The following is an 18,251-nucleotide window of genomic DNA, read 5'->3' as shown; positions in this document are numbered from 1 at the left end:
ACGTGACAAACAGACTTTTAAAGATCTCCCTACAGTTGTGAAAACTATAGATGATTTGGTAAATGGGTAGAACTTAATTTCTTAAGTTCTTGGGCATGGTTAAAAACAAAACATCTTTCTTCATAATCGCCTCGTTACTGTTTCTGTCTAAGATTTTAGCACAGGAAAAAATAATAAAGAGTTGGAAAAGTAAAAATACAGAGGTAAGGATCAGCCATCACAAAAAAAAGAAACTCAGCCAAAAAAATGAAGTATTCAGCTTGTAACTTAATTGAAAAGGAAGCGATATTCTTAAGGAAATCGTTCAGTTAAAGTCAATCAGAGATATGGCATTAGAGTTAGACATAACGGAGAGAACAGAATCAGTAGTACCTAGACACTGAATGTGCCATCGTACACGCGTGAGATCTCTGAAACTGTCATAAAGACCGGCTCTTTTCCGCCCTTCCATTCAATCTGGGCTATTCCCCCTGGCATTTTTACCTTTACAGGGGAAGAAAGCTTTCCAGAAATAATTCCGCTGACACAGGATGCACAGGCACAGGTTCCGTTTGCAAGGGTAATTCCACAGCCACGCTCAAAGAGCTTAAGAGTTATTTCATGCTCTGATTCGACCTTTACAAAGCTTACATTCACCTTTTCAGGGAATTTCTCGTCAGATTCAACCTCTTTACCATACTTCTCAAGAGGAATCTTTTTCAGATCATCCACAAAGAAAACAGCGTGAGGATTACCCATGGAAACAACACTGTGAGACAGTTCCTCTCCATCCTTGAACCTGAAAGGATAAGTATCAGAGGTATGCAGTGAGGCATATGGAATATCCTCAGGAGCTAAAGAAGGGGCACCGACATTCACACGTACAGAACCATCCTCGTTAAGCTTGACTTCAAGAAGTCTTGAAGCGGAACTTACCAGAAGATCATTTTTGGCAGTAAGCTTGTGTTCGATGACGAAATGAATAAAACAGGCAGCGGCATTAGCTCCTATCTGAACTTCGGTACCGTCTGAGTTGAAGATCCTGAAATGAAAATCCACCTCAGGATCAAAAGGAGGTTCTACCAGAATCAGCTGATCAAAACCAATTCCAAAATGTCTGTCAGCAAGCTTTTTTATAAGTTCAGGAGAGAAAAACGCTTTCTGAGTAATGGCGTCAACAAACATAAAATCGTTGCCGCAGCACTGCATTTTGGAAAATTTAAAAATCATGCTAATCCTTTTTATTCCGGAATAATTTCATCCTTCCAGATATCCTCGAAGGCCTGTCTCTTCTTGATGAGAACAGACTTGTCTCCATCAACCATCACCTCTGCACACAGACGGCGGGTATTGTAGGTTGAGGCCATTGAGGAGCCGTAGGCTCCAGCACCTCTTACCACCAGGATATCTCCATTCTTTACACTAAGTGAACGATCCTTACCTAAAAAATCGTCACTCTCACAGATAGGGCCTACAATATCGGACTTTACAGCAGCTGTATCTGAATGCCTGGTTGCATTTACGATAGTCATTTTAGCGCCATAAAGTGCAGGACGTATCATATCATTCATTGCAGTATCTGTTATCACAAAATGCTTATCGCCATTATCCTTCTGGTATAAAACCTTGGCTAAAAGCACTGCTGCATTGGCAACCATGGCGCGTCCTGGCTCAATGTACAGTGCAACATCCAGACCTTCCAGCTTCTTTAAGATTGGAGTCAGATACTCCTCAGGGCTTGGAGGGGTCTCATTATCATAGATAACCCCAAGTCCACCGCCGATATCAATGTGATCAACCTTTATTCCTGCTGCCACCAACTTATTATATAGAGAAATAAGTTTATCTGAAGCTTCAATTATAGGATCAACAGAGGTCATCTGTGAACCGATATGACAGTCGATACCTGAAACTTTCAGGCATGGCTCTAGCGACATTTTTCTGTAAAGATCAAAGGCCAGCTCTTCACTTACACCGAACTTGTTGTTCTTAAGACCGGTGGAAATTGAAGGATGAGTCTTGGCATCGACACCAGGATTAACTCTCAGAGCTACCGGAGCCACAACATTTAGTCTTCTGGCAACCTTTATAACGGTATCAATCTCCTCAGGAGATTCAATATTCAGACAGTTTATCTTCTGCGAAAGCGCAAACTCAATTTCACTTTCACTCTTGCCTACACCAGAGAAGACTACCTTTGAAGGATCACCTCCTGCTGCGATTACACGACGAAGTTCACCTTCTGAGACAATATCAAAACCGGCACCGAGCTTTGCCATAAGATTAAGGACAGCAAGATTTGAGCAGGCTTTTACCGCAAAGCAGACCAGATGATTCCGACGCTTAAGTGCAGACTCAAAAGCCTCCATGTGTTTTGAGAGGGTTGCCTTTGAATATACGTAGAGAGGGGTTCCATACTGTGATGCAATATCGGTAATCTTTACAGATTCCGCATACAAATCTGAATCTTTAAAGCCAAAGAAATCCATTTTACAAATCCATTAGTCAATTGGGCGTATCATTCGACACAGACGGGTTAACTACCTTTTTGAATTCTACTAAAGCACGCTCTGACCTGCAGAGACATTTGTCTGATTATTCTCTTGAGTACCAAGCTGCTGCTCACCATCTGCCTTTTGGGTCTGAGTCTGAGGATCTTTTTCTATGTAAAGAGGGCCTTTAATTCCACAGCCATACAGAAAAAGTGTTGCAACAGTTATAGACAGTAATGCAATAAATTTATTCAATTTGATTAACCTATTAAATTAAGAGTAATGAAAAAAAATTCATACTTTCACTGAAAGTATATCCAAAATGATCCAATTTGGCACTATTTATTGGAAATTGTGAACGGATGGATCGATTTTTGATCATTTCCAAGTACAAAATACTGTGGAAGATTGAAATTCAGGGTTGATTTGGTTGTATTCGACTCAGACAGAGATGTGTAGTATCTGTTAATAGAGTTTACCAGTGCGGCACGGGAGCCATTGAACCCGTAGAAAATCTTAACTTCATTTCGCTCATTGACGATATAGATTTTCCAGCCTTCCTGCTCCCGGGCAAAGAAATACTGCATAATGCCGATGGTAGCATGATGTTCAACGGAGGCTGGAACCTGAAGCGCGTACTCAGGTCTCATACCAAAACGTGACAGGATTGTTACGTCATCATCAGAGGCACGGAACATGCTTCTTCTGATAATTGAAACGTCATTGCTGTCCTCATTGACTCTGGCCTCATAAGTATTATGAGAAACATTGAATACATAGGTTGACTCATAATCACTGTAGCAGCCTAAGATACCCTTGATGGTCGACTCCAGATCATAGCGGATCAGATCACCATGTTCATCAGAATAACTGCAGACCTTCAGAATTTTTTCAAGGTCGATATTTTCACGAGGGATAACAGTCAGAGCACTGCTTCTAAGGATTGTTGCCAGAAGCTCAACAACTCCAAGTTCTCCGTCAGAATAGGAATGACATGTAAGCTCTCCCCAGGTATTGAGGGAGATTACATCGATGGAGCCAATCAGACACATTTTCTGTCGACCGCAGGAGAGGGTATCTCCCAATTCAAGGTCAGAGTTTGAGATCAGGAACTTTTTGGTGATGTCATTTTCAAAGTTAATCACCACCATAGATTTAACTACATCTCGAGCCTTTCTGAGATCATCCTCTCTTACCTTAATCTTTTTTGAGAAAAAGAATCTGTCAATGTCATCCGCAAGTCTTTTGATTTTCTTGTAATCCACAGAAGAACTTCTGGCTGACACATAAACCTTTGTACGAGATGTCAGCACACGGTTGGCTGTAAGCCATGCCACCATTTCCACGGCACGCGGAGCAATATAAACGACTCTTGTGGATAACAGATCAATATTGTCGATTGCACATGGATAAACATGCCAGCCGTGTCTGCAGACAGTGTTTTCTGATGGCATAATTAAAGAGAGAGTCTCCTCTTCCATGAAGTTGCTAACTTCACTGTACGACTGCATGATTTTGCCAGGATACCTGTCAATGGAGGCGTAGATTTTTCTTGAAAGAACACCTGCATCATCGGAGGTAATGGCGTATTCAATTCCGTGGGTAACAGAGAATCGCAGCAGTGCCTTGTAACTTTTTAACAGAGACTCTAAAAGCTGATTCTGAAAACGCTTGATAGAAGAGAGATTAAGATTCTTCTTTGAAGACAGCTTTTCAATATAGGAGGATGACCAGTCCCAAAGCTTTGCAACTCTTCGCATCAGAATCTTGCGCTTATTTAGCAGCTTACTCTGAGGCTGACCGTCAATGGCCTCAAGAAGCTTTAAATAGAAACATTTTCTTACAAGCTCGAGTCGATCCCTATCCCCTATTTTAGAAAGATACTTGGATACCTTTTTATAAAGAAGATAGTAGGAATCATGACCAAGACCAAAAGTTCTACTTGAAATGACCGAGGACTTCAGATCCATGGACATCAGAATAGTATGAGGATATTCGGAGGCATAAGCTTCCATCAGAATAATCTTTAAAAGAGCCTTTAGAGGATGGTCAATACCCTTGTAAACCAGCCACATGCCGGAACCGAAGTACTCAACAGGAGAGCACTTGGCAACAGAACCGAAGTCAAACCACTGCTCCTTAATCAGCCAGTCAAGCTTATAGAAATCCTCAACCACAGAGGCATAATCTCTGAGCTCATCCTCAACCGAAATCATGTACCAGACAATGTAACGTCCACAGATTCTGAAAGATGAGCGGTAGAATTCATCTAAAAGGAACAGAGACTGTGCCGAACCGCAGTCCTCTGTATCCATAGTACCGTGTTCACCGCTGATAAAACGGTTCTCCGCGGTAACAAAGAGGTTAACATCCGCGCCTAGAGCTTTGCAGAAAGAGGAAATGAATCTGCATTTTTCAGCGAGAAGATTCATCTCAAAATGAGGGAGATCCTTACTTACACAGACCCAGATATCCAGATCGGATTTCTGGCCCTGAGCAATAGAGGAGGTACTTCCCATGGCATAAAGGGCATAAACAGGCCAGAAGGATTCAGTTTTTTCATCAGGATCAATGCCTCTGTCCTGAAGATACTTACGCTGAAAGTCATTCGGAGTGAACATGTCGATACCGAAAGGCACGCCATTTTTTCTGTAGCCGGGAATTGCGGGATGGTTGTAGTGAATAAGTATAGGAACCAGATCAAGAACCTCATTTACATTCTTGGTCATGATCTGACGGGCAATAGCAAAACGGCCTCTATTAAAAGAACTCACCTTTGAAAATCTTTTTTCAAATTGAGCTTTATCCATATTAAAGCTATGCCTCTTTGGAAAGTTTTTATTAGAAATCTACACGAAATCTAATTTTAACAAAATATACTACGAATTTACTCAAAAAAGTGATCAGTAGCTACTTGTCAAAGTACAAAATCTTGCTTATTCATATAAATAGAATATATACATGGTATCATAAAAGATACAATTCTTTTGCTTAGAGTAGAGATAAAGCATATGTCTAACGATCACAAGGCAAACATAAAGGATTCATTTGCAAATAAGGCAGGTGAAGCAAAGAAAGGAGCGGTACCAGACAGTCATGACAAGCTGGTACAGGCAAGGTTAAACAGAGAAGTTGACGCTACCCTCAATCAGGCTAAGATTCTATTAGACTCAGAACCTAAAAATTCTGCCGCAAAGAAACCAGAGCATTCCTTTACGGAACACAAACATACCTTTGATAACAGCAGAAATTCAGCTTCTGCAGGGAAAGGCCCAGATCCTAAGTTAAAGCTGAATCAGAACAGTTCCTCTTCAGATAATTCCTCAGACAGGATCAAGGACGATACTAAAAAAGCAGATGCTGAAGCAGTAAAGACAGAAATAAAAACAGAACTACAGAAAAAGGAAGAACCTTTACACATGAACGATGAACAGCCACAGCAGGTTGTGCCTGCTACAGAATATGACAGATTGACACCTCAGGTATCCTCCTTAAAATCCAGAGTTAATCTGCTCACCTTCGCGCTGATACTGGTAATCGGTGCAGGAGCCTACGGCGCTTACTACTTTGATCAGCAAAAATACAGCGACATCATGGAGATACAGCAGCAGATTCAGCAGTCCAGCTCCAATGTAAGTGCAACCGAATCCAAGATAAATGACCTCTACAATCAGATTAAGGCAAAGGATGAGAGAGTAAACAATCTTCTTGCTGCCAATGATGAGCTTAAGAATCAGAACAATATTCTAAAGAATCAGCAGGAAACTCTGCAGAAAACAGTTGAAAAGGCAGCCAGACAGACTGAAGCCGTCAACATTCGTCTCAATGACTATGAGGACAGAAATCCTAACGACTGGCTGATTGCCAAGAGCTACTTCCTGGTTTCAAACGCCCAGAACATCTTAAGCTTCAGTGACAACATCGAGGGCGTTCTCCTGAATCTTCATCAGGCAGACACCCTTTTAGTCAAGATTGATGAACCTGCAATCAACCAGATCAGAGAGGCTATCAGTAAAGATATTCTCTCCTTAAAGAAGATTGAGCATGTAGACTCAAGAGGTATTCTCTATAAGCTGGACAGTGTGTATGACAATGTAGACGGCATGCCTCTGAACGAGTTTTTAACTGAAGCTCAGAAAAAAGCTTCCTACAAGAAAACAGATACAACCACAGACAATATCAGTGACTGGAAGGAGAACCTCTTAACCAGTCTCAAGGAATTCTCCTCTCGCTTTGTTGAAGTAAGAAGACGCAGCGATGGAGTGGTTAACCAGTATCTGTCACCCGAACAGTCAGCAATTCTGCTGCAGAACATCAAGACAGAGATTCTTTTAGCCAAGATTGCCCTGTTCAACAAAGACCAGGAAAGCTTTGCCCACAATCTCGATGAAATCAAAAAGCATATTTCAGCCTACTACGATATCAACAATACCAATGTAACCACCAATCTTGAGGTTATCGATGAAATCTCAAAGATAAACATTGCCGCAGGTAAACCAGATCAGCTTACCAGTGTTCCTCTGTTCAATGCTCATGCTCAGCACAGATTCAATCTGTACAAGAACCAGCAGAAGCAGAATGAAAAAGCCACAAACACCAAGGCAGTTCAGAGCTCAGCTCCTGAAGCTAAGGCAGATTTAAAAAAGGATGCTGCAGAAAACCAAAAGAACGGCATGAAAAAGACTTCCGCAGAACAGGCTAAAGAGATCAATAAGACTGAAAACAAGGAAGGCGTCTGATGATTAAAATTCTGATTTTAATCCTGTTTACCAGTGTTGCAGTCTTTGTAGGACCAATGCTGGCTGATACACAGGGTTTTGTGCACATTGTGTTCGGCGACAGAATCATTGAAACCTCAGTAAATACAGCCATTGTAATTTACGTTCTTTCAATTCTGCTGCTCTTCATACTGTACGTGCTCCTAAAGAAAATCCTGAACATACCATCCCGTATTAGGGATGGCTTTAAAAACAGAGCTTTCAACAAGAAACTCTCAGCACAGGATGAAGCTTATATCGATTTCAGTCAGGGACAGTTCGAACAGAGTCTGGGACTTTTAAAACATACCAGTCCTCTTAAGAAAATGAGTGAAAAATCTCTGCTGGTGGCAGCTCAGGCCGCCTTTGCCATCGAACAGTATGACTTCACCCGCGCCGCACTGGATGAGGCCCAGAGCAGAGGCAGACAGGCTAAGCTTGCTGCTGATATTGTAAGAGCAAAGCTGAATCTTGATATCGGTAATGCCAAGGCTGCTTTAGAGTACCTTGATGATATGAAGGGAGCCATAAAGAATAAATACATAAGTCAGCTGTATATAAATAGCTACCTTGCAACCGAGGATTACAAGAAAATCTATGATAACAGCAAGGAGTTTATCAAGCTCAAGGCCTTAACCAAGGAAGATGCCCGCAATTATTACATCAGGTATCTTCAGAAGGAGGTTAAGGAGGCTGACTCTACAGAAAAGGTGGAGCAGATTTATAAGGAGCTCAGCCGCGAGGATAAGAGAAATTCCAAGATCATGGGAGCTATCATCTATAAATACCTTAAGTTCGGTAATCCAGATAAAGCTCAGACTCTGGCTCTTGATCTGATGAAGGAAGAAGTGGATCCGGTCTTTGTTGACTCGATTGCCAGCTGGGAAGTTGCGGTTCCTGAGGTTCTGATTTTCCTGAAGAAATACGCTTCAAAGAATATAATCTCAGCTCAGGTTAATCTGCCGCTGCTGAAGGCCATGGGTAACCTTGAGTTCAGAGCCGGTCTGATGCCTGACGCCCTTGATGACTATAAGAAAGCTCTGGCCATTGAACCTGGCACTGATATCTATATCAGAATCGGAACCATTCTGACCAATCTTGAAAAGGTTAAAGAAGCAACTGATTTCTTCAGAAAAGCCAATGCCCTCATCTATGAAGATAAGGCTCTGGCCTTAAAGAAATAGCAGCTCAGTATTACTATCCACATGGCGATCAGATGATCGCCATTTTTGTTTTTTCTTGTCAGATTTTTCTAAATTCAGTTATAGCTTAAAACTATATTTACTTATTAAAAAATAGAATTAGCACTAATAAAATCCTAATGATAGTATGAGCACATAGACTATAAATGACAGGAGATATTTATGAAAAAAGTTACACGGATTTACAAAACTGTCTTAGCAGTTTTGTCCTCAGCAAACACAGAGTCATATGTTTCTGCAAATCCTTTCTATACCTCTTCAATGTGTACCTGTCGCAGCTGCACTCTCATGTGCATGTAAATCACCTTTTCAAATTTTAAATTTACATCTTTTTACAGTTTAACCAGTTTTATTTTTAACTAAGATTTTTTAATCATAGGAAGACTATTATGCGCAGAATTTCTGTATTAGCAGCTTCTTTTGTATTCGCTGCAACCTCATTCTTATCATTATCCGCAGATGCCAAGACCATTAAGATCGGTGCAACTCCAATTCCTCATGCTGAGGTTTTAGAGTACATCAAGCCAAAGCTTAAAGAGCAGGGCGTTGATCTTGAAGTGGTAATCTTCAACGATTACATCCAGCCGTTTCTGACCACTGAAGACGGTCAGCTTGACGCCAACTACTTTGCCTCCCGTCCATGGTATGAACAGTTTGAAAAGGATCATAACCTGAAGAATCTGGTAGAAGTTGCCGGTATCCATATTGAACCTTTAGGACTGTACTCAAACAGATACAAGAGTCTTTCAGAACTGAAGGACGGCTCTGTACTTGCCATTCCTAACGAGCCAACCAATACCGGCAGAGCCCTGCTTCTGCTTCAGAGCGCCGGTCTGATTACTCTTGAGGATCCAAATGCAATTGATGCTACCACCTTCAACATTGTAAAAAATCCTAAGAACCTGCAGTTCAAAGAGATCGAATCACCTCAGCTGCCTCGTGCCCTATCAGATGTTGACGCTGCAGTTATCAACACCAACTATGCTTTAGGTGCAAATCTGAATCCATCCCGTGATGCTCTGTTCATTGAGCAGAAGGACTCTCCATACGTAAACCTTGTAATTGCCAACAAGAGTGCAGCCAAGGATGAGGATCTGAAAAAGGTTATCAGCGAGTTAACCTCAGCTGATGTTAAAAAGTATATTGAAAAACAGTATGACGGTGCTGTGGTACCAGCCTTCTAAATTCAATTATTAAACCCAGGACAGGGAATTATCCCTGTCCTCATAACTATATAAAACAGGTAAGAGAAAGAAAAATGAGTATTAAGACAATTTATCTTGCAGGCGGATGTTTCTGGGGCGTATCAGAGTACTATTCAAGAATAGATGGAGTTGTATCCTCAAAAAGCGGCTATGCCAATTCAAAAGTGGAAAATCCAAGCTATAAGGAAGTTAAGACCGGCAATACCGGTGCAGCTGAAACCGTAGAGGTGGTTTATGATACCGACAGAGTAACCTTGGAGACTCTTTTAACCCAGTTCTTCAAGATTATCGATCCTGTTGCTGTAAATCATCAGGGAGAGGATTTTGGAACTCAGTACAGAACCGGTATCTTCTACACCGACGAGTCAGATTTAGCTACCATCGGAAAGGTAGTCGACTATGAGCAGCGCAAGTACGAGGAGAAGTTTGCACTGGAGATAAAAACTCTTGAGAACTTCTTTGAGGCTGAGGATTATCTTAAGAAGAATCCTGACGGCTACTGCCATGTGGATTTTTTCTCCCTGGCTGATTTAAAGGCGGACAACAGCCGCTTTATAGACAAGGATAAATATACCGTTGATAAGCGTGAAGCCATAAAGGAAAAACTCTCCGAGGAAGCTTATGAGATTACCCAGAAAAGCGCTACTGAAAAACCATTCACAGGTGAGTACGACAGACATTTTGAAAAAGGCATCTATGTGGATGTAATCACCGGAGCCCCACTTTTCAAATCCACCGACAAATATGAATCCGGCTGCGGCTGGCCTGCTTTCAGTGCGCCAATCAATCAGTCCGTAGTCTCTCTGCATCACGATGACAGCGATAACCGTCAGCGTATTGAAGTCCGCAGTAAAACCAGCAATGCCCATCTTGGTCACTTCTTTACCGACGGTCCAAAGGATAAGAGCGGTATCCGTTTCTGCATCAACAGTGCAGCCCTGAAATTCATTCCATACGACAGAATGGATGAGGAAGGCTATGCCGAGTTCAAGGAACTGGTTGAATAGCTCAGCCTAATGTTTAAATCCTATTCCCTCTCTGATATTCAGTAGTATCAGATTCTCTCAGATCTGGCAGATACCTTCTGGCAGATCTGAATTTTTATCTTATCTTCCCTTGCGTTCATAATGCCCCCCTGCTGGACATAGCTTCAGCTCATATCATAAGCCTAAGTCTTAAGGTATAGAGTGGTCCTCGGTTTACTTACATTCAAATACAACAATCTGAACAATTAAGTTTCATAAGGAAAAACAAAGTGAAAGAAGCTTCCTACATGATTATCATTCCAAACAAAGAAGAGGATATGCATGATCCTAAAAAGCCACTTGAAAATCTGATGCAGAATAAGGATATCCAGATTGAGAATATCACTGCAGATGAGGACAGAGGTCTGATTCTTACTCTCAGACTTGATGATAATGTCTACGAGGTAGATCTCGATCCAACCGATATTGATATTCCTGACATGGTAAGACCGGCTCATGCCTTCTCAGAGGAAGAGCTTAAACAGATTGATGAAGCCAGAATGGGCCTTGGTATCAGTATGGAGTTTAAAGGCAGCAGCACCAGATGCTTTTACGATCAGCTCCGTATCATCAATGCCCTGTTCCCAGACGAAATCCTTGCAGTAATGGACTGTCCTGCCGAAAAGCTTCTCTCAGGCAAATGGGTCTCCTTTGCAGCAAAAGCCAAAACACTCCCTTCTCCAAGATATCTCTTTACTGTACAGGCTGTATCCAATGGCGATGATGAGATCTGGCTGCACACTCACGGGCTCAGGCGCTGCGGTCTTTATGAGCTGGAAATTCTCTGCTCAAACAGAGAAAAATATGAGGATCATTACCGTATTATCGAAGCCTTTGCCTTCAGAATGCTTGATAATGACGAAAGGATAGAACCTGGTGAAGGCGTCTTTATTGCTCAGGCCGCTGACAGATATCTGGTATGTACTGCAGTGGAATGGAAGGAAGCCCTAAAGTTCTATCCTCAGGCTACCGTTGGTACCGTGGAGGATCGTGCAGGAGATGAGGATAACTATCACAGTGAGGATACCTATGTACTTATGATGTATATGGGCCCAGATGATGAGGAGGCAAGAGAATACAGCCCAATACAGGAGTTTGATCCTTATCTTGAGGAGAATCCAATGTTCATGATTTCCAACGAAGAGACAAGGCGCATGAGCGATCTGGCTATCGAAAGACTTCCTTATATGATTAAGGCTGCAGAGGACAAAGAGAATGTCATCATTGTCAAAATCGCCCTGCAGAAAGATGAGGAGTTCATTGAGGAAAACTCAGAGAAAGAGCATATTTGGTTTGAACTTAAGGAGATCAGAAAGGATTCCATTGTAGCTGAGCTTACTCAGGAGGCCTACTACGTTAAGGGAATCAGAGAAGGCGATATCGGTACCTATTCTTTTGAGGATATTACCGACTGGGAAATCTTTTCCAAAGGAAACTGTATTACTCCGGACGATGTCTATCGTTTAGCTTAGATACAGGCAAAAGAAAAGCTCATTTCCCAACCTATGTCAGAGTGAAACACGAGAAATGAGCTTTAAACTTAAGAGAGGACTCTTATTTTTTTAAATAGGCGTTAACTGACTCAGCGCACCTTCTGCCCTCGGCAATGGCATAAACCACTAAAGACTGGCCCTTTCGGCCGTCGCCTGCGGCAAATACCTTAGGATTGCTGGTTCTGAAGGCATCCTCACCCTCGGTCTTAGCCAGAATATTACCTCTCTGATCGGTCTCAAGATTAAACTCCTTAACCAGAGAAGCTGATGGATGAGCATAGCCCATGGCAATCAGAACTACATCTGCATCAATAGAGGATTCAGTGCCGTCGATACCCTCGAACTTGCGGGGAGCAGTCCATTTAACCTTGTTAACCTTTACTGACTTAACCTTGCCCTTGCCGTTAAACTCAAGGGTATTGGTTGAGAACAGACGGGTACAGCCTTCCTCATGAGAGCTGGAGGTTCTCTTGATGCGTCTCCAGTCCGGCCAGGCCATGGTGATATCCACACTTTCAGGCAGTTCCTCATGGTAGTCAAGCTGAGTTACAGACTTAGCCCCCTTTCTGATGGAGACACCGATACAGTCTGAGGCGGTTTCACCACCGCCGATAACCACAACATTCTTGCCGTTAACATCGATAGGATTTACACAGTCACCGTTATTCTCACGGTTCTGGGCAATCAGAAAATCAAGGGCGAAATGAATTCCCTTAAGCTCACGGCCAGGGATCTTCAGATCACGAGGAGTCTCTGAACCAGGAGCTAAAACCACCGCATCATACTGCTCTAAAAGCTCAGAGCCTCTGATTTCAGTTACAGAATCATTGTGAACACCGTTCTCAAGCTCTTTAATTGAACCCACCATGGAACTGGTTCTAAAGACAATGCCTTCCTGCTCTAAAAGAGCAATACGTCTGTCCAGCACGTCCTTAGGCAGCTTGAAATCAGGAATACCGTAACGCAGCAGACCGCCAATCTTGTTCATCTTCTCAAAGACGGTAACATCATGTCCGTAGCGGTTCAGCTGCTGAGCTGCAGCTAAGGCTGCAGGACCTGAGCCCACCACCGCAACTTTCTTGCCGCTGCGCTCACTGATAGTCTGAGCTCTTACATAGCCATGCTCAAAGGCATATTCTGCAATCTTGCGCTCTACTGATTTGATACCCACAGGATCTCTGTGGATACCTAAAGTACAGCCTTCCTCACACAGAGCAGGACAGATTCTGCCGGTGATCTCAGGGAAATTGTTGGTTGAGGATAAAACGGTGTAAGCCTTTTTGTATTCACCCTCACAGACAAAATCATTGAAATCAGGCATATCGTTATGCAGCGGACACTCATGCATACAGAAAGGAATGCCGCAGTCCATGCAGCGGCCTGCCTGGATTTTTGCCTTGTCGTCAGGAAGAGTCCCGTAGATTTCACAGAAGCTCTTCACACGTTCCTCTACAGGAACATGAGGCATGTCAACGCGGGCAAACTCTATAAAGCCTCTAACAAAACCCATTTACTTTACCTCCTTTAAAGACTTTAAGGCATTCATGTATTCATGAGGGAATACCTTTACGAAGTTGCCAAGTTCCAAAGAGAAATTCTCCAGAATCTTCTTGGCAATCCTGCTTGAGGTATTATTCAGATGATTTTTCAGTAAATCCTTAATAATCACCTCATCAGACAGGTTCTTATGCAGAGGAATCAATGGATCAGCCTTATCGGCTGTTACAACGTTCTCAACATCAAAATCACCGTTGGCAAGCTTTGATCTGAACTCATGGTCAGGATCATACACATAGGCAATACCGCCGGTCATACCGGCACCGAAATTGCGTCCGGTTCTGCCCAGTACCATTACGGTACCGCCAGTCATATATTCACAGCCGTGATCTCCGCAGCCTTCACAGACAGCATCCACACCGGAATTACGTACCGCAAATCTCTCGCCCAGTACACCGCTGAAGAAGGCCTTACCTGAGGTTGCCCCGTAAAGACAGGTGTTACCGGCGATAATATTCTTCTGAGGATCACCCTCAAAGGAGCTGCTCTTGTAGACACTGATGATACCGCCTGACAGGCCCTTGCCCACATAGTCATTGGCTGTACCGCAAAGACTTAAGGACACGCCCTTTTTGAGGAAGGCACCAAAAGACTGACCGGCAATACCCTTGAGCCTGTAGGAGATAAAGTCATCTGCAAGCTCCTTCTTAGAGGCACTTACAAGACCTGAGGTATAGGTACCAAAGGAGCGGTTGGTGTTGCCAATTGAGCTTTCAATGGTAACTGCCTCATCCTTTGACAGAGCAGTCTCAATCTTTGCCTCAAACTTCTTATCCAGGGCAGAATCGATATCATGCTGCTGTGCGACAACATGATGGAACTTGTCCTGAGCCTTTGGATCAACATAGAAGATTCTCTCAAAGGACAGATTACGAGCCTTTTCAAACTCAGCTTTTTCATTCTTCTCAAGAAGTTCTGCATGACCCACCAGATCATCAAGTTTTCTGAAGCCCAGTTCAGCTAAAAGCTCACGAACCTCACGGGCTACGAAATGGAAGTAGTTCTCAAGCTGCTCAGGTCTGCCGATAAACTGTTTACGCAGCTCAGGATCCTGAGTAGCAATACCGGTAGGACAGGTGTTCTTCTGACACTTTCTCATGATGGTGCAGCCCATACATACTAGTGGAGCTGTACCGAAACCGAACTCATCCGCACCTAAAAGAGCACCGATGATGACATCACGACCGGTCTTAATCTGACCGTCCACCTGCAGTTTTACTCTTGAACGCAGTCTGTTCATAACCAGAGTCTGCTGAACATCAGCAAGACCGATTTCCCAGGCAGAGCCTGCATACTTCACGGAAGAGGCCGGAGCTGCACCAGTACCGCCGTCATGACCGGAGATAACGATATGATCAGCCTTACACTTGGCCACACCAGCAGCAACAGTACCGATACCCACCTCTGATACCAGCTTGACTGAAATATCTGCCTTGGTATTAGCGAGTTTCAAATCGAAAATCAGCTGAGCCAGATCCTCAATTGAGTAAATATCATGATGAGGTGGAGGTGAAATCAGACCGATACCTGGAAGAGAGTGACGCAGCTTACCGATATAAGGGGAAACCTTGTGGCCTGGCAGCTGACCGCCTTCACCTGGTTTTGCACCCTGGGCAAGCTTAATCTGGATAAGTTCCGCACCTGACAGATAATCAGTGGTTACACCGAAACGGCCTGATGCCACCTGTCTGGTCTTAGAACGCAGGGAATCCCCCTTGTGCAGAGGAATATCAACTACGATATCATCACCTAGGATTGCCTTGGTTGAAGTATCTGAATCAATTACAGTATCACGTCTTGGATCCTCACCGCCCTCACCGCTGTTGGACATAGCGCCTAAACGGTTCATGGCAATAGCCATGGTGGTGTGAGCCTCTGTTGAGATGGCACCGATAGACATGGCAGAGCAGGCAAAGTGATGGATAATGCTCTCCTCGCTTTCAACCTCGCTGATATCAATCGGATTGGTCTTCTTAAAGCTGAACAGACCGCGCAGGGTCATCAGACGCCTGCTCTGATCATTGATGATCTGAGCATACTTCTTGTATTCCTCATAATCTCCGGAGCGAACTGATCTCTGAAGATGAACCACGGCATCAGGAGTCCACATATGTTCCTGACCGTCATATCTCCAGTTAAGCTCACCGCCCTGATCAAGAGAATCGTCGTGAATTGCATCCTTTTCAAAGGCTTTTCTGTGGATTTTAACTGCTTCATCAGCAATATCGAACAGATTTACACCTTCAATAGGACTTGGAGTGTTCTTGAAGTATTTATCGACAAACTCTGAAGACAGACCGACAGCTTCAAAGATCTGGGCACCGATATAGGACATATAGGTTGAAATTCCCATCTTTGACATGGTCTTGTACAGGCCTTTATCAATAGCATGAATGTAGTTGTCTACAAAAAGCTCGGACTGCTTTGCATCCTTGCCCAGGGAAGCTACAACATTCAGGGCTACATATGGATGGATAGCCTCGGCACCGTAGCCGCCTAAAAGAGCAAAGTGGTGAACAGTTCTGGCGGAGCCGGTTTCAACTACCAGACCGGTACTGGTTCTAAGGCCTTTTTCAACCAGACACTGATGAACTGCGGAGGTTGCAAGCAGCGCTGGAATAGCCAGACGCTGACGGCTTACATTTCTGTCGGAGAGGATCAGAATGTTATTGCCGGTCTTAACCGCATCCACGGCAGCTGCTCTGATGGAAGCAAGTCTTGCCTCAATACCGTTCTTGCCCCAGGATACAGGATAGGTGATATCCAGTTCCACACTTCTGAACTTGTTACCGGTGAATTTACCGATATTTCTAATCTTCTCGATTTCCTGACTGTTCAGAATAGGCTGATCAACCTCCAGTCTTACAGGAGGATTGTTATCCATGATATTCAGAAGGTCAGGACGAGGTCCTATGAAGGAAACCAGAGAGGTAACCATCTCCTCACGGATAGGATCAATTGCAGGGTTTGTAACCTGAGCAAAAAGCTGTCTGAAATAATCATAGAAACAGCTTGGCTTTGAGGAGAGAATTGCCAGAGGCGCATCATTACCCATGGAAACTACAGGTTCCTGACCTGAAATAGCCTTGGTCTTCAGAAGTCTCTCCACATCCTCGCGGGTGTAGCCGAACACACGCATCAGATCTTTGCTGTTTAGCTTTAAGGATTCAGTAGCAGGCTTTTCCTTGATATCGGTAAGTCTGATTCTAACCTTGTCAGTCCACTCCTGATATGGTCTTGAAGTCGCAATCAGATTCTTTATCTCATTATCGCCAATGATTCTTCCCTGCTCCATATCAATCAAGAGCATACGGCCAGGTTCAAGTCTCAGGCGGCTGGCGATTCTCGACTCATCGATGTGCAGCGTTCCCTCTTCAGAGGCAAGAATAACCATGTCATCCTTGGTTACTATATAACGGGCTGGTCTTAAACCGTTGCGATCCAAAGTTGCACCAATCTGACGACCATCAGTGAACACCACTGCTGCAGGTCCATCCCATGGCTCCATCATGGCAGCATAATACTCGTAGAAGGCCTTAAGATTCTTGTCCATAAGACGGTCTTTCTCCCAGGCGGATGGAATCATCATCATGGCTGCCTGAGCCAGGGAATATCCTGACATGGTCAGAAGTTCAAAGACATTGTCAAAGGAGGCTGAATCTGACTGTCCCTGGAAAATAAGAGGCCAGAGCTTTTCCAGATCCTTACCGAAAACAGGTGACGATATATTCTTCTCACGGGCTCTGATCCAGTTGAAGTTACCTCTTAAGGTGTTTATTTCACCGTTGTGTGCAATCATTCTGAAAGGATGTGCCAGTGCCCACTGTGGGAAGGTATTGGTTGAGAAGCGCTGATGAATCATGGCAACAGCACTTACACAGCGGCTGTCAGAGAGGTCTTTGTAGTAGACTCCGACCTGGTTTGCCAGAAGCTGGCCCTTGTATACAATGGTACGGGCTGAGAAGGAGGAGATATAGAACTCCTTGCAGTGCTTCAGGTTCAGATTGGCAATTGCAATTGAAGAACTCTTTCTGATGATATAAAGCTTTCGCTCTAGGGCATCGGTTACCAGAATGTCTGGAGAATGTCCCACAAAGATCTGTCTTATGACCGGCTCTTTCTGTCTTACGACAGGCGACATCGGTATATCCTTGCTGATAGGAACATCTCGCCAGCCAAGGATAATCTGACCTTCTGCCAGAATTGCTCTTTCAATTTCCTCTTCACAGGCATGTCTTGAAGCTTCCTCCTGAGGAAGGAATACCATGCCCACACCATACTCACCGCAAGGAGGCAGAATAATACCTCTGCTTGCCATGTCATCACGATACAGTTTGTCTGGAAGCTGAATCAGAATGCCTGCACCATCGCCCTGCAGAGGATCAGCTCCAACTGCTCCTCTGTGGGTAAGGTTTTTCAGAATCTCAAGTCCCTGACTTACAATGCTATGAGATTTCTGTCCCTTGATGTTGGCAATAAAGCCGACACCGCAGGCATCGTGTTCATACTCACTTCTGTATAATCCTGGATTTGCTTCCATT

At 43.7% G+C, this 18,251-nt stretch carries 11 protein-coding genes; 5 read left to right on the top strand and 6 right to left on the bottom strand.

The annotated features are described in order from the left end of the window. Nucleotides 1-372: 372 nt before the first annotated feature. The 4 genes from dapF to QZU45_RS04290 all read right to left on the bottom strand — a co-directional run bounded on the left by dapF (nucleotide 373) and on the right by QZU45_RS04290 (nucleotide 5,245). Nucleotides 373-1,209, bottom strand: coding sequence for a diaminopimelate epimerase (gene dapF, locus QZU45_RS04305; RefSeq protein ID WP_295352041.1), 837 nt, complete (start codon nucleotides 1,207-1,209; stop codon nucleotides 373-375). Between the two features lie 11 nt (nucleotides 1,210-1,220). Then, entirely contained in the window at nucleotides 1,221-2,468 is a 1,248-nt protein-coding gene (gene lysA / locus QZU45_RS04300) for a diaminopimelate decarboxylase (protein ID WP_295352038.1), read from the bottom strand. Between the two features lie 69 nt (nucleotides 2,469-2,537). Further along, nucleotides 2,538-2,726 (bottom strand): lipoprotein, encoded by a 189-nt coding sequence (locus QZU45_RS04295; RefSeq protein WP_295352036.1) that lies wholly within the window; start codon nucleotides 2,724-2,726, stop codon nucleotides 2,538-2,540. A gap of 83 nt (nucleotides 2,727-2,809) precedes the next feature. Continuing rightward, the gene (locus QZU45_RS04290) at nucleotides 2,810-5,245 is read right to left on the bottom strand and encodes a class I adenylate cyclase (protein ID WP_295352032.1); all 2,436 of its coding nucleotides are present in this window, start codon (nucleotides 5,243-5,245) and stop codon (nucleotides 2,810-2,812) included. 237 nt (nucleotides 5,246-5,482) lie between these two features. Here QZU45_RS04290 and QZU45_RS04285 point away from each other — a divergent pair, with 237 nt between their 5' ends. The 5 genes from QZU45_RS04285 to QZU45_RS04265 all read left to right on the top strand — a co-directional run bounded on the left by QZU45_RS04285 (nucleotide 5,483) and on the right by QZU45_RS04265 (nucleotide 12,132). Next, a complete protein-coding gene (locus QZU45_RS04285) occupies nucleotides 5,483-7,210 on the top strand; it encodes a uroporphyrinogen-III C-methyltransferase (RefSeq protein ID WP_295352029.1) in 1,728 nt (575 codons plus the stop codon). Next, nucleotides 7,210-8,412: a heme biosynthesis HemY N-terminal domain-containing protein gene (locus QZU45_RS04280; protein ID WP_295352026.1), complete on the top strand. Its 1,203-nt coding sequence runs from the start codon at nucleotides 7,210-7,212 to the stop codon at nucleotides 8,410-8,412. The genes QZU45_RS04285 and QZU45_RS04280 overlap by 1 nt, the downstream gene beginning before the upstream one ends. A 407-nt stretch (nucleotides 8,413-8,819) precedes the next feature. Next, nucleotides 8,820-9,614: a MetQ/NlpA family ABC transporter substrate-binding protein gene (locus QZU45_RS04275; RefSeq protein WP_295352023.1), complete on the top strand. Its 795-nt coding sequence runs from the start codon at nucleotides 8,820-8,822 to the stop codon at nucleotides 9,612-9,614. 74 nt (nucleotides 9,615-9,688) lie between these two features. After that, the gene (gene msrB, locus QZU45_RS04270; protein WP_295352020.1) at nucleotides 9,689-10,642 is read left to right on the top strand and encodes a peptide-methionine (R)-S-oxide reductase MsrB; all 954 of its coding nucleotides are present in this window, start codon (nucleotides 9,689-9,691) and stop codon (nucleotides 10,640-10,642) included. A gap of 248 nt (nucleotides 10,643-10,890) precedes the next feature. Beyond that, nucleotides 10,891-12,132 carry a DUF4026 domain-containing protein gene (locus QZU45_RS04265; RefSeq protein ID WP_295352017.1) on the top strand — a complete coding sequence of 414 codons (1,242 nt, stop codon included), beginning with the start codon at nucleotides 10,891-10,893 and terminating at the stop codon, nucleotides 12,130-12,132. 82 nt (nucleotides 12,133-12,214) lie between these two features. Here QZU45_RS04265 and QZU45_RS04260 read toward each other — a convergent pair whose 3' ends face one another. Together QZU45_RS04260 and QZU45_RS04255 are read right to left on the bottom strand one after the other, a co-directional pair. Further along, complete coding sequence (locus tag QZU45_RS04260) at nucleotides 12,215-13,663, bottom strand: glutamate synthase subunit beta (protein ID WP_295352014.1); 1,449 nt, start codon at nucleotides 13,661-13,663, stop codon at nucleotides 12,215-12,217. Further along, nucleotides 13,664-18,250 (bottom strand): glutamate synthase-related protein, encoded by a 4,587-nt coding sequence (locus tag QZU45_RS04255; protein WP_295352013.1) that lies wholly within the window; start codon nucleotides 18,248-18,250, stop codon nucleotides 13,664-13,666. It abuts the gene before it with no gap. Nucleotide 18,251 lies beyond the last annotated feature (1 nt).

Origin of the sequence: uncultured Succinivibrio sp., from assembly GCF_902756765.1 — a bacterium.
Classification (GTDB): domain Bacteria; phylum Pseudomonadota; class Gammaproteobacteria; order Enterobacterales; family Succinivibrionaceae; genus Succinivibrio.
The sequence above is the reverse complement of the archived record's forward strand: the minus strand, read 5'-3'. Positions and strand labels throughout refer to the sequence as shown.